The organism is Phycisphaerales bacterium AB-hyl4, assembly GCA_041821185.1.
Taxonomy (GTDB): Bacteria; Planctomycetota; Phycisphaerae; order Phycisphaerales; family Phycisphaeraceae; genus Natronomicrosphaera; species Natronomicrosphaera hydrolytica.
In genome coordinates this window covers 12,179-25,529 of the sequence record JBGUBD010000009.1, presented here as the reverse complement: position 1 = coordinate 25,529, position 13,351 = coordinate 12,179, and the positions used below count along the sequence as shown (strand labels likewise).

The window sequence follows — 13,351 nt, the reverse complement described above, 5'->3', positions numbered from 1 at the left end:
GCCGTTACTCCTGTCTGGCATGTACCTGAACCGGAATCAACTGCTCAAACCCCAGCCGATTGCGAACACGCAACGTATAAGTGCCCGGCTCAGGAAAACTGATCTGCAACTGGTATTCGCCCGCGCCAAGCTCGCGAACACGCCGCGCCGCGTTGGCATTGTCGTCCACCACCTCAACCTTCAATCCCTCCGCCGGCCGATCGACATGGCGGGCCGCAGCCTCGCTGAATTCTTCGAAATAGTCATCCCAGTTGTAGTCGTCTTGCGAGAAACCGCGGTAGCTCCAGACAAACATGCCATCGACACCTTCGCCCACCGTGTAGTCAATCAGTTGGCCGACGTTGCCCGGTTGAATACCACGCTCGACATGTCGCTGCGACTCCAGGTAAGCCTGCGCCCAGAAGATCGAAGCTTTGCCGTGCTCGTGTGCTTTGTCTTTAAAAAGTGGAAGGAACTGCTGCGCCCAGGCAGGACTGTGGCCGCCCCATGCATTCAGGTAAGCGGTCATCTGAATGCCATGCAGGCCGTCCGATCGCAGCAGTGCCTCGACATCCACCGCGGCCGCTTCCGACGCCCGCAAAAACCCACCCGAATGCCGATAGTTCGACACCACGTCCGGCGTGACCACGATGTGATACTGCACGTTCGGGCCGCGCGAATGCACCACCTCTTCCACCAGTTGCAGCCACTCGGACACCATCCGCCGACGAAACGCCATCACACGCTCGTAGTCCTGCGTCCCGCGATGTTCCGTGAGGTCAAGGTCACTCGGATAGGGCCCACCATGCATTCGCCGATATGCCGCCTGCTCGGCCGGGTGAGCGTGATAAAGCTTGCCTTCACGCAGCGCGATGCGGTAGTCGCGCATCGCAGGCTCATCGAGAATCAAACCGTCGATGCCCCGGCCTTTCAGCCCTTCCGCCAACCACGTTTCGCGTAAATACTCGATGTATCTTTCATCGTAGAACGAGGCAGTGTCGAGCGTGTCACCCTCTTGATTGCGTCGGGCGACGTCAGCATGTTCGCGAACAAGGTCCGCCCCGTAAGGCGGCGCAACAATCACAAAGACGCGAAAGTTGTGTTCATGAAACAACTGCAAAAGCGAAGCACGCTCAATACACCAGCCCAGGCGGACGATGATGGTATTGCAATGGTGCGCCTCGAGGTCCTCAATCACCTCCCGCGTGACCGCCTCATCGCGGAGCATGCGCTGTGGAATATAAACGCCGAACAACGGAGTTTCCGTGGCGGTGAAATCAATGCGTTCGAGCGTGCCTGCGGTCAGTTCGATGTCGTCGACGCTCAGCCGAAGGTACTTCGACGTGTCTCGCTCAACCGGCTCGAATGGCGGAGGCGGCGGCATCTCATAGGGCAACGGCTCGCCGGAGCGCGTGGCTTCGTAGATCGATTGCGCCCACGCGGCGTCAGCCGGGCCGCGAACGAACACCAACTCGTCAATGTACGTCGAAAGCAATCCCACCCCGCCGCTGCCGATTGCGCCGAGATACAGCTGTTCGCCGCCGTTAAGCGGGCCGGTCTGCGCCGCTTCACTGATCACTTCGCCGTTGATCAGCAAGCGAACCGTTTCACCGTCGGCAGTCACGGCGATATGGGTCCATTCATCCATCGGCAGCGTGAAAGGCGCCAGCGCCTCTGCGTCGACAAAGTCGGCATTGGCCAGACGAAACTGCCCCTCCCGATCGCCCGGCACGTTGCCGATGCCGAACGCCTCGGGCCCGAAGCTGATGATTCGCCCCCGACTGGTCCACACCTTCACCGGCCGAGCCCATAGCGCCATGCCGAACGCCGTCGCGCCATCGATCGCCGCTTCGTTCGCAAGGATGATGCGCCCGGTGGCGTGGTGCCGCCAGTTGGTGCGCGTTTCCGGCCCGTGCACAGCCGAGTACGCGCCGATGCCGACGCGCTGCTCGTCCAAGGTAATTCCGCCATGTGCACTGCTGCCAAAGCCGCTCCACGAACCGGTCCGATCAGCCGTATCGTCGTCGAACGACCACAGGCCGACGATCTCAACCTCGCCCGCCATCGCTTCCCCGGCCGCCGTGCCGGTATGCAACCATCCGACCAGCAAAATCGCAATCACAGGGAGGACTGTTTTCGCCATGACACACCTTTCCTGGAAAAGGTGGTCGGGGTCTTTCAACCCCGGCCGCCGATATCTCTCTTTGCGAGGAACACGGACGATTGTTGATCTGCGATCAGCTGTTCATCGACACGCGACGTCGCCGGCTGCTAAGCAACAGCAGTGCCCCGCCCAACGCCAACGCCGCACTACCCGGCTCGGGGATGTTCTGGCCCGCGAGGCCAGCCTGGTAAACGCCATCTACCCAATCAGCGTCGGTCGCACCGTCATACATGATGAACTCATCAATATACGAATCGATCCGCCCACCCGTGCCTTGTGACTGACCACCAAGGTGCAGGTAGTTACCTAAATTGATTCCGTCGCCGTTGACTGCAGAAGTCCAAGATAATTGCACGTTGTTAATAAAGATTCGAGCAGTCTCTCCATCAGACGTGATAGCGACATGTGTCCACTCCTGATACGGAATGGAAACCGTATGGCCCCACTGCCCTCCAAAGCCTCCCAGTCCCGAATTCTGAAGGTAGTACTGGTGTGCTGATGACTGATATTTGTGCGTTAGTTGCAGCCCGAAGTCAGACTCCTGGCCTTTGGAAAAGGCGAAAAGCCTCGCACTGCCCGTCGCTTCAGCGTTTCGGTAAACCCAGAAAGAAAGCCCTACTTCGGTCTTTCCGTCCAAGGCGCTGGCCTCCGGCCCCAAGTTGAGCCTGACCACGGATGAGACACCTGAGACGTTACCCGCGTGAAGGGCATGGCTGCCGACTTGCTTGTTCGTATCGTCAAATCCTGCGTCACCAGGCGCCCAGCCAAGTGTGCTGCCGTTGCCCGAGGCGTCGCTGTAGTCGCCGTCAAAGTGCCACAGCCCGACAATCTCCGCACTCGCGGGGGATGCGGCTGCCAATGCGCCGCCGACGGCGAAGCACAGCGTGCTCTTTTTGATCATTGTCGCAAACATGATGGAAGGTCCTTTCTTTCCTGAACGTCAAAAGTGAACCGACTGTCCAATTGGGATATGAACCACGAATCCAATTTGCCCGCCCGCTCATGCCGTTTCGTCGACATGGTCAGGCGACGTGGAACCCCGCACGATAAGTTCGCAGTGAATGACGACCTGCTTTCTTCTGGTCGCCAACTCGGGTTGTTCAATCAGTTGATGCAGCAGCTTGAACACTTCCTGGCCAAGCTCGGTGTTGGGCTGGCGAATGGTGGTCAGGCCCGGCCGACCCGCGAGCGCCTGGGGCGAATCGCCGAAGCCGACCACCGCGATGTCGTGCGGCACGCGCACCCCACGCTCATGCAGCGCGGTCATGATGCCGCGAGCCGAGCGATCGTTGTGGGCGAGGATGGCGGTCGGGCCGTTGGTAAGCGAAGCCTTGCTCGCGATCTGGTAGCTGGCAAGTTCGTGCTCGATCCCGCGCGGCAAATACCACCGCTCCGACACTTCCAGTTCAATGTCATTCGCCGCCATGGCATGCTGAAAATGGCGCAGCCGACGATCCGGGTAAAGCGTGTCGAAGTAGGAATGAACGTAAGCAACCCGTCGATGCCCGAGCGACGCCAGATGCTCCGCCAACTGGTGAATCGCCGTATTGCGCTCGTCGCGCACGAGGTGCAGCGCATCATCCGGCACCCAGCCCAGATACACCACCGGCACGCCGCAGTTGTCCAGCCGTTTCCGCGCGTTGGTCGGCAACGGCCGAGTGCGATACAGCACAATGCCGTCAACCCGTCGACTGACCAGACCATCCACATGCGAGCAAAGCGTTTCGTCGAGATCTTCTTCCCAGCCCAGCAGAAACGTCAGCCAGCCTTCATCGCGGGCCGACGTCTCAATCGCACGCATGGTCTCGACTTCGTTGGGGGTATCGATCGACGAGACCAGCAGGCCGATGGTCATGCTGCGGCCGCCGGCAAGGGCCTTACTCAGGTAGTTCGGGCGGTAATTCAATTGTTGAGCAAACTTTAAGACCTTCGCCCGGGTCTGCTCGCTGTAGCCGGGCTTGTTGCGAAGCACTTCCGCCACCGTGGTCCGGGAGAGCCCGCTGGATTTGGCGATATGACTGATCGTGGCCATGAAGCACCCCTATATCCTGTTCGTACCGCAACGAAAGTATATCGTATCGCAACGAATGTCAATTACTTTTTGCACCCTGCCCCCGCTTTTCAACCGAGGCTGACTTGACTGGCAAGCAATTGGGCAGGTGTTGGTGATCGCGAAGCTGGCGACGGAGAGGTGCTCGGACAGGTCGTACAGCCGATCGATGCCGCACACCTGACATTGAATGCCAAAGCAGATCGCTCTGCGATGCTTGCGGCCGCAACGTTTGGCTCGAGTATGCTTAGAACGGGTTCAGCTCAAATGCAGCGTTTAGCCCCGCCGCTACATTTGGATTACGGGGACGTGACGGCAACGTGACAGCGAAGCTTTCGACGCCCGCTGTGATTACATGGGTCAGCCAGATGCGACCGCCCTGCGGCACACCCACAACCATTCAGTCGCGGATCTTGCACCGCACGCTTCGGCCACACAGACCAAACGCGCAAGCCGACTCCCGCACCTGAACAGGCCATCGCTCCGAACCCGGAACCCACGTTGTCATTTTTAGAAATTGCCGCTCAACAGCACTCGGCGAGGCTTCGACACGCCGTCCGCGTCATCGCCATCGTCATAGCTGATATAGGCCGCATCGAAGGTGCTGAAATCGACCTCCGGCATGCCGATGTCAAAGCGGGCCCAGCCCGACTCGTCCAGTGCGAACGTGCCTGCGGACAGGGCTTCTTCGTCCCCGGACACCAGCCACAGCTTCAGCCGACGACCGTCCGGCGGGCGGAAGCCTTCCGGCCCCACAAAATGCCCCACGTTTCGGCTGCGATCCCAGATCAGCCTGGCCGACGTGTCCTGGTACTCGTCTATCCCCTTCATTCGGACCATTTCCACCGGTGAGGAGCGGAACGTCGCGTAAAGCTCTGCCGCCATATCCGCCAGCTGCTCCAGCCGAACCGTCCGCGTGTCCGAGTCCGCCAGCCGCTTCTGGTACTGCTCCACCTCGACCTGCCACAACGCCACGGCCTCAGCCTGGCGCTGCACCTGCCGGTCCATCGTCGTAAACGTCACGCCCGCCGCCAGCGCTGCCGCGGCCGCACACGCACCGATCCCGCCGATCCACGACCATCGCCGCAGACCCGACGCAGCTCCCGTCGGCTGCGCCCCCGCAGACCCCACCGACGTCGCCGCCGATGCCGCCGACGCCGCTTCCGACCGCGTCAGACGCATCGCCGCCGGCGCGTCCTCGTCCGCATGCTCGGCAATCCGCGCCATCAAACGATCACGCACCGCCGGCCGAACCGCACGCGGCTCCAGCGCCAACGGAATCTCATCGAGCACACGACGCCCTTCAGCCAGTCGGGCCTCGCACGCCATGCAGCCGTCGCGAAGATGCGCTTCGATCGCACACTCCTCGTCCGCTTCCAGCGTGCCGGCCAGGTACAACATCAACCGTTCTGAAGAATATTCGCAGCTCATGGTTCGTCACCTTCCCCCATAGTACGCAACGAGTCACGCAACTGGATGAGCCCTAGACGGATACGAGTCTTAATTGTTCCAAGCGGCGTGTTCAGCCGCTCAGCAACCTCCCGATGACTGAGCCCTTCCAGAAAAGCCAGCTCCACCGCTTCACGCTGGAGCTCGCCCAACCGCGATAACGCCCGACGGACCCGCCCGCGACGCTCACGCCACGATGCCGACTCCGCTGGCGTCGTCGTATCCACCATCGGCATAATCAACTCGTCAGCCGCATTCCGCATCAACTGCCGACGACGTGTTTGCGATCGACGCAGGTCCGTCGCCCGCGAACGCGCCAAAATCATCAGATACGTCACAAACTCACCCCGGCTCGCTTCGAATCGCCCCGGCCGCTCCCACACCTCGATAAACACCTGAACCGTCACATCCTCCGCGTCCGTCATGTTCGCCAGCACACGAAGGCACGCCGCCTGCACGTAATGGCTGTAACGGTCGTACAGCTCCGCCAGCGCCGTGCGGTCCCGGTCAACCACCCGCCGCATCAGTTCGCGATCCGACAGCTCGCCATCGCCATCGACAGACGACTTCCCCGTCGGCCCGCCGGTAATCGCCAGCGTGCCAGCATTGCGTTGCTTGTCTGATCCATTCATAAAGCTTTGGTCCCCCCCGCCCCCGGACCGCACGCCGAAAAACCGTGACGCCCGCAGCCCTCCAGTATTGCACAACCACCCCCTTCCGTTCAAGTATGACAACCCAACCAATTCCCAAAGCCCTCACAACCGACCGCCAACGCACCACCCGTTTACTGCGCAGCCATCGACACCATGCCCAATCATTAGGCACCTCATCAAACCTAAACCCTGCAAATAAGCATTTTCGTCCCCGTGGCACAACCTTTGCCTCTTACCAAGCTTCCCAGGCGGACGCTTGGGGGAGCGACGCCACGGTCGCGATGGCTGACAGGGTGTCGGCCCGCTCCGACCACGACAAACCGCCGTCACAACCACGCCGAGCATCGGCGGACGGCAACACGCTTGAAAGGAGAGCGTTTATGCATCGAATTCAGGGACGTGGACACATCGCCGCGGCCGCCGCACTGGCGACCGCCATCACAGGGGGGGCCGCCGCCACCGCCGTCGCTCAGGACGACCCGGGCATCGCCGTGCCCGACGGCCTTCGCGTCTCCGGCGCACTCGGCACGGAAGTCTCCTCGCACTTCATCTCGTACGGCACGGACGTCTGGGGCGCCGGGAGCAGCTGGAGCCGACCCTCCGTCTTCGCCTTCTCCGAAGTCTCCATCGACTTCGACTACTTCGATGTCACCACAGGCGTCTGGTTCGACATCCGCGAATCCGACCGCGGACCCCTCGGCGGACCCATCAACGAAGTTGACTGGTACCTGGGCATCGGCAAAAACATCGACCGCTTCCGCGTCGACCTCGTCTACCAGGCCTGGTTCTACACCGACGAAGGCACGGAAGAAGTATTCGACGTCGTCCTCGGCTTCGACGACAGCGATCTGCTCTTCGAAGGCTTCGCCTTCAACCCCTCGCTCATCGCACACACCCGCCTCCACGGCCCAGACCCCGACTTCACCGGCGGCACGGTCTTCGTCTTCGGAATCGAACCCGAATACACCGTCATGCCCGACGGCGACTTCCCCGTCACCTTCTCACTCCCCGCAGAAGTCGCCTTCGGCATCGACGGCTTCTACGCAGACAACGGCTTCGGATACGCCGCCCTCGGCGTCTCCGCCGGCATGCCCCTGACCTTCATCCCCGCCGACTACGGCAGCTGGAGCCTCGGCGCAAACCTCACCTACTACTGGACCGACGCCGACGCCATCGGCAACCCACGATCCGATTTCCTCACCGGACTCGTCGGACTCTATCTCGACTTCTAAGCCAACCACACCACAGCGCCGTGCGGGTCGGCGTCAACACCGACCCGCACGGCCGCTTTATCAAAACGCCCAAACGCACTCGCGAACCGTTCCATCCGAAAGGAAGAGGCAAATGACTGACATGCTCAAAACATTCCGAACCACAACACTCACACTCATCGCCGCCACGATGCTCCTCGTCACCGCCGCTGCCTCACCCGCACGCGCCGACGAAGAGCCCATCAAGGTCGGCATCCTCCACTCACTCACCGGCACCATGGCCATCAGCGAAACCTCGCTCCGCGACGTCGCGCTGATGACCATCGACGAAATCAACGCCGAGGGCGGCGTGCTCGGCCGACAGCTCGAAGCCGTGGTCATCGACCCCGCCTCCGACTGGGACCTCTTCGCCGAGAGCGCCCGCGAACTGCTGCTCGACCACGAGGTCGACGTCGTGTTCGGCTGCTGGACCTCCGTCAGCCGAAAGGCTGTCCTCCCCGTCTTCGAACAGCACAACGGACTGCTGTTCTACCCCGTCCAGTACGAAGGTGAAGAGCAAAGCCCCAACATCTTCTACACCGGCGCAACGCCCATCCAGCAGCTGATCCCCGGCGCTGCTTACCTCATGAGCGAAGACGGCGGCGGCTTCGAAAAGTTCTACCTCCTCGGCACGGACTACGTCTTCCCCCGCACCGCCAACGCCATCCTCCGCGCTTACCTGATCTCCGAAGGCGTGCCGGAAGAAAACATCCGCGAAGAGTACACCCCCTTCGGCCACGCCGACTACCAGTCCATCGTCGGCCGAATCCGCGAACTCGCCCGCGACGGCAACACCGCCGTGCTCTCCACCATCAACGGCGACTCCAACGTCCCGTTCTATCGCGAGTTCGCCAACCAGGGCCTCGACCCCTTTGAAGTGCCCATCATGGCCTTCTCCGTCTCCGAAGAAGAGCTCCGCGCCATGGAAGCCGAATCCCTCGTCGGCCACCTCGCCGCGTGGAACTACTTCCAGTCCGTCGACACGCCCGAGAACGAAGAGTTCGTCCAGAAGTTCCGCGACTACGCCCAGGCCAACAACCTGCCCGGCGGCAGCAGCCGTGTCGTCAACGACCCGATGGAAGGCACGTACTTCGGCCTGAAGGTCTACGCCGCCGCCGTCGAAGCCGCCGGCACGACCGACGTCGACGCCGTCCGCGAAGCCGTGCTCGGCATGGAATTCGACGCCCCAGGCGGCCCGAAGAAAATGCACGCCGAAAACATGCACACCTGGAAGCCGGTCTACATCGGTGAAATCCTCGCCGACGGCCAGTTCGAAATCATCTGGGAATCCGACGGCCTCGTCGAGCCCGAGTCCTTCAGCAGCTACCTGCAGGACGAATAAACCACGCAACCTCCGGGGGAATCTGTTCCGAGGGGCTCTCTGGGACCTTGCGGGCAAAAGGGAGCAGCGCGGCGGGATGGATGCCGTGTCGTTCGAGTCAATCGATCAATGACTCAAACACACGGCATCCAATCCCCACCGCATTTTCACCCTCAACATCAAACATCAAACATCGAAAAACGAAAACGAAAATCGAAGCCCACGGATTACATCCGTGGGTCTCCCGGAACCAACCGTTTCAAAAATCACTGACCTCCCGCAACCACAACCAATGGTTATCAACATGACGCTTCATTCAAGAGCCCGGCGGACTCAACCCACCGCCTCGCTCGGGTGGTGGATGATAGTCATGGCGATCACACTCCTCGCCATGCCCGCGCCCGTTCAGGCGCAAACGCTCGACGCCGAAGACATCGGCGCTGACGCCGCACCACTCGACGAACTTGCCGACGACATCGACCGTGTGCCCGCCGAGCTGCGCGACCTGCTGCGTACCGCCGTCACCGAAACCGACCGCAGCGAGCGTGCCGACCGCTTCACGCAACTCGCACGCCAGGGCGACGGCCGACTCGTCCCCGCGCTCGAAGCCTTCCGCGCAGGCCTGCTCGCCATCCGCGACGACGACACCCTCGTCATCTACGGCTCACGCACCGAAGTCGACAACCGCGGCGAGGTCTACCCCATCCTCGACGCATTCAACGAGCAACCCCTCCGCGACGACAACGACCAACCGCTCTACGCGGACAGCCTCGGCGACGTCGGCGAAATGCTCCGCGCCGCCCGCCCCGACCGCCGCATGCTCGGCGAGCTGATCTCCGCCCTTTCATTGCGACACCCCGACCCCGAGCGCCGACGTCGCGCAATCGTCCGCGCAGGCGATCGCGCCGACGACGCCCTGCTCGCACAGCTGAAGGTCCAGCTCGACGAAGAGCCCACGCGACAGTTCCGCACTTACCTGCGCGAATCGATCGCCCGCATCGAACTCGACACCGGCGACCGCGACACCCAACTCGCCGCAGCGCAACAGCTCGGCGAGATTGGCGGCGTCCGCGGCGCTCGCAGCCTCGCCGCCGCCATCGAACGTGCAACCGAAGCCGACGACGACCAACTGCTCGCCGTCGCCACCACCGCCCTCGACCGCGTCAACAGCCGTGCCCAACGCCTCCGCTGGGTCCGCTACACGCTCGAAGGCCTCTCCATCGGCAGCATCCTCATCCTCATGGCACTCGGCCTGGCGATCATCTTCGGACTCATGGGCGTCATCAACATGGCCCACGGCGAGTTCATGATGATCGGCGCGTTCACCACCTTCGTCGTCGCCAACCTCTTCCGCGCCTACCTCCCCCCGGCCGTCTTCGATTACTACCTCGTCGTCGCCATCCCCGCCGCCTTCCTCGTCGCCGGCACGGTTGGCCTGCTGTGCGAAAAGCTCGTCATCCGCCATCTCTACGGCCGACCGCTCGAAACGCTCCTCGCCACATGGGGCATCGGACTCATCCTCATGCAATCCGCGCGCGTCTGGTTCGGCGATACCAACCGCATCCTCTCGCCCTCCTGGCTGCACGGTAACTGGGAAGTCGTTCACGACCTCAACCTCGCCTACAACCGCCTGTTCGTCTTCATCTTCGCCGGCCTCTGCGTGCTCGTCACCTGGCTGGTCATCCAACGCACGAAGATGGGCCTGCTCCTTCGCGCAACCGTGCAGGATCGCATGATGGCCGCATCGCTCGGCGTGTCCACTCGACGTGTCGACGGCCTGACCTTCGCGCTCGGCACGGGCCTCGCCGGCCTCGCAGGCTGCGGCGTCGTCTTCATGGACAACCTCACACCCCAGATGGGCCAACGCTACATCGTCGACAGCTTCCTCGTCGTCGTCTCCGGCGGCGTCGGCAACCTCTTCGGCGCCGTCAGCGCAGGCCTCGGCCTCGGACTGCTCAACAAGTACATCGAACCATTCACCAACGCGGTCTACGCCAAGGTCATCGTCCTGCTGATCGTCATCATGTTCCTGCAATGGCGGCCCTCCGGCCTCTTCGCCGCCAAAGGAAGGGCTGCCCTCGATGCCTGAATCAACCACCACCACAATCACACCGCCGGCCCACCAGCCTGCTCAAGTCACCAAGCCGACCAGGCCCCTACGCGCATCGACCAACAGCGAAGGCGAACTCATCCAACCCGAAGTCGACCCCGCCGTCCGCCGATTCCGCCTTACCGCCCTGCTCTTTCTCACCGGCGTCGTCATCATCGCCCTGCCCGCGCTCAACCTCATGGGCCTGATCGACACGCACAACATGAACCGCATCGGCCGATACATGTGCTTCGTCCTCGTCGCACTCGGCATCGACCTCATCTGGGGCTACACCGGCGTCCTCTCGCTCTGCCAGGCCTTCTTCTTCTGCCTCGGCGGATATGCCATCGGCATGCACCTCTCACTGCCCGAAGGCGGCGGCGACGTTCGCCCCGAGTACAACAACATCCCCCAGTTCTTCCACTTCTCCAACGTCCGCGAGCTGCCCCTGTTCTGGGAGCCGTTCGCTTCATTACCCTTCGCCATCGCCGCCGGCATGCTCATCCCCGCCACCATCGCCGGCGTGTTCGGCTTCTTCATCTTCCGCTCACGCGTGCGCGGCGTTTACTTCGCCATCATCACACAGGCCCTCGCGTGGGCTGCCGCCCTCACATTCGCCCGCAACGAACTGCTGCTCGGCGGAAGCAACGGCCTGACCAACTTCAATCGCAGCCTCAACCAATCACAAGTCTGGGTGCTCGGCCTCTACCTGCTCACCGCTGGCACCATCATCGTCGCCTTCCTCGGCTGCCGATCGCTCACCCGATCACGCCTCGGCCGTATCCTCATCGCCACCCGCGACAACGAGTCACGCCTTCGCTTCGCAGGCTATCGACCCGAGTGGTTCAAGCTCTTCGTCTTCATCATCGCCGCTGTCCTCGCAGGCGTCGGCGGCATGCTCTACGTCCCGCAAAACGGCATCATCACACCCAACCTCATGCGCGTCGAAGACTCCATCTGGATGATCGTCTGGGTCGCCCTCGGCGGACGCGGACGACTCTGGGGCGCCGTCTTCGGCGCAATGGTCGTCGGCCTCACCTACTCCATGATGACCTCCGACCTCCCGCAGGCCTGGCCCTTCATCCAGGGCGCGATGTTCCTCGCCGTCGTGTTGCTCTTCCCCAACGGACTCGTCGGCCTGTGGGATAAGCTGGAAAAAGAAATCGCCGCTGGCCGAAACGCCTACCGCGTACTCATCGCAATGCTGCTCGTCTTCACCGTCTTCCTGCTCGACCGCAAGGGCATCATCCCCGACGCGATGCGCTGGCCCGCCGACGTCCGCTTCGATCTGCCCTACTGGCTCCTCGCCGCCGCCCTGCTCGTCACCCTCTGGGGCCGCGTCGCCGTCGCCGCCATCCCGCTCGCGACCATCTTCGTCTTCATCCTCGCCGACGCCGTCGGCGCGATGCCCAACGCAATGCGTGCCGACTTCCTCGGCCTGCCCATGAAGTACCCCGTCGTCATCGCCATCCTCGCCGCGGTCGCCCTTTACTACCTCATCCGCGACGGCAGGCAGCACGCTATCGACACGCTCCAATCCAACCTCGCCAGCCTCCGCACCTTCCTCGGCGGCAAGGAAGGAACGCAATCATGAACACCAAAACCACCACCAAGCCAACACGAAACCCCGAACCCGACTACTACGCCGACGAAGCCGAGTTGAAGTTCTTGCTCTACCTCCGCGACATCGTCGTCGAGTTCGACGGCTTCCGCGCGCTCGACATCGACGCCTTCGGCATCTTCCACAACGAGCTGCGCGTCATCATCGGCCCCAACGGCGCTGGCAAAACCACCCTCTGCGATATCGTCTCCGGCAAGACCGACGTCACCGCCGGCCGCGTCTACTTCGACGGCGACGACATCACCGCCGTCTCCGAAACCGACATCGCCAAGCGCGGCGTCGGCCGAAAGTTTCAAACCCCCACCGTCTTCGACTCGCTCACCGTCTACGAAAACATGGAGCTCGCCCTGCCCGGCCGACAGAAGGTCATCCCCAACCTCTGGAGCAAGGAAACCCGCGACGACCGCGACCGCATCCTCACCATGCTCGAACGCGTCAGCCTGCTGCAAGCCCTGCACACCCCCGCCCGCTACCTCAGCCACGGCCAACGCCAGTGGCTTGAAATCAGCATGCTCATCATGGCCCGCCCCAAGCTGCTGCTCGTCGACGAGCCCGCCGCCGGCCTCACCGACGAAGAAACCGCACTCACCGCCGAACTACTGCTCGAACTCCGCGGCGAACACACCATCGTCGTCATTGAACACGACATGGAATTCGTCCGCCAACTCGACTCACGCGTCACCGTCCTCAACGAAGGCAAAATGCTCGCCGACGGAACCATGGAAAAAGTCCAGCAAGACCCGCAGGTCATCGAAGCCTACCTCGGACGATAAAG

The 13,351-nt window shown here is 62.4% G+C and carries 10 protein-coding genes; 5 read left to right on the top strand and 5 right to left on the bottom strand.

Annotated elements, in window-relative coordinates:
* Positions 1-4: 4 nt before the first annotated feature.
* The 5 genes from ACERK3_14275 to ACERK3_14255 all read right to left on the bottom strand — a co-directional run bounded on the left by ACERK3_14275 (position 5) and on the right by ACERK3_14255 (position 6,274).
* Positions 5-2,122 carry a LamG-like jellyroll fold domain-containing protein gene (locus tag ACERK3_14275; GenBank protein ID MFA9479452.1) on the bottom strand — a complete coding sequence of 706 codons (2,118 nt, stop codon included), beginning with the start codon at positions 2,120-2,122 and terminating at the stop codon, positions 5-7.
* A 94-nt stretch (positions 2,123-2,216) separates the two neighbouring features.
* Positions 2,217-3,056 carry a LamG-like jellyroll fold domain-containing protein gene (locus ACERK3_14270; GenBank protein ID MFA9479451.1) on the bottom strand — a complete coding sequence of 280 codons (840 nt, stop codon included), beginning with the start codon at positions 3,054-3,056 and terminating at the stop codon, positions 2,217-2,219.
* Positions 3,057-3,143: 87 nt separating this feature from the next.
* Positions 3,144-4,175, bottom strand: a complete 1,032-nt coding sequence (locus ACERK3_14265) for a LacI family DNA-binding transcriptional regulator (GenBank protein ID MFA9479450.1) — start codon at positions 4,173-4,175, stop codon at positions 3,144-3,146.
* Positions 4,176-4,703: 528 nt separating this feature from the next.
* The gene (locus ACERK3_14260) at positions 4,704-5,624 is read right to left on the bottom strand and encodes an anti-sigma factor (GenBank protein ID MFA9479449.1); all 921 of its coding nucleotides are present in this window, start codon (positions 5,622-5,624) and stop codon (positions 4,704-4,706) included.
* The gene (locus ACERK3_14255) at positions 5,621-6,274 is read right to left on the bottom strand and encodes a sigma-70 family RNA polymerase sigma factor (GenBank protein ID MFA9479448.1); all 654 of its coding nucleotides are present in this window, start codon (positions 6,272-6,274) and stop codon (positions 5,621-5,623) included. The genes ACERK3_14260 and ACERK3_14255 overlap by 4 nt, the downstream gene beginning before the upstream one ends.
* A gap of 401 nt (positions 6,275-6,675) precedes the next feature.
* Here ACERK3_14255 and ACERK3_14250 point away from each other — a divergent pair, with 401 nt between their 5' ends.
* The 5 genes from ACERK3_14250 to urtD all read left to right on the top strand — a co-directional run bounded on the left by ACERK3_14250 (position 6,676) and on the right by urtD (position 13,349).
* Positions 6,676-7,527 carry a hypothetical protein gene (locus tag ACERK3_14250; GenBank protein MFA9479447.1) on the top strand — a complete coding sequence of 284 codons (852 nt, stop codon included), beginning with the start codon at positions 6,676-6,678 and terminating at the stop codon, positions 7,525-7,527.
* A 169-nt stretch (positions 7,528-7,696) separates the two neighbouring features.
* Positions 7,697-8,887 carry an urea ABC transporter substrate-binding protein gene (urtA, locus tag ACERK3_14245; protein ID MFA9479446.1) on the top strand — a complete coding sequence of 397 codons (1,191 nt, stop codon included), beginning with the start codon at positions 7,697-7,699 and terminating at the stop codon, positions 8,885-8,887.
* Positions 8,888-9,236: 349 nt separating this feature from the next.
* A complete protein-coding gene (gene urtB / locus ACERK3_14240; GenBank protein MFA9479445.1) occupies positions 9,237-10,955 on the top strand; it encodes an urea ABC transporter permease subunit UrtB in 1,719 nt (572 codons plus the stop codon).
* The gene (gene urtC, locus ACERK3_14235) at positions 10,948-12,549 is read left to right on the top strand and encodes an urea ABC transporter permease subunit UrtC (GenBank protein ID MFA9479444.1); all 1,602 of its coding nucleotides are present in this window, start codon (positions 10,948-10,950) and stop codon (positions 12,547-12,549) included. Before urtB ends, urtC begins: the two co-directional genes overlap by 8 nt.
* Positions 12,546-13,349 carry an urea ABC transporter ATP-binding protein UrtD gene (gene urtD, locus ACERK3_14230; GenBank protein MFA9479443.1) on the top strand — a complete coding sequence of 268 codons (804 nt, stop codon included), beginning with the start codon at positions 12,546-12,548 and terminating at the stop codon, positions 13,347-13,349. The genes urtC and urtD overlap by 4 nt, the downstream gene beginning before the upstream one ends.
* Positions 13,350-13,351: the final 2 nt, after the last annotated feature.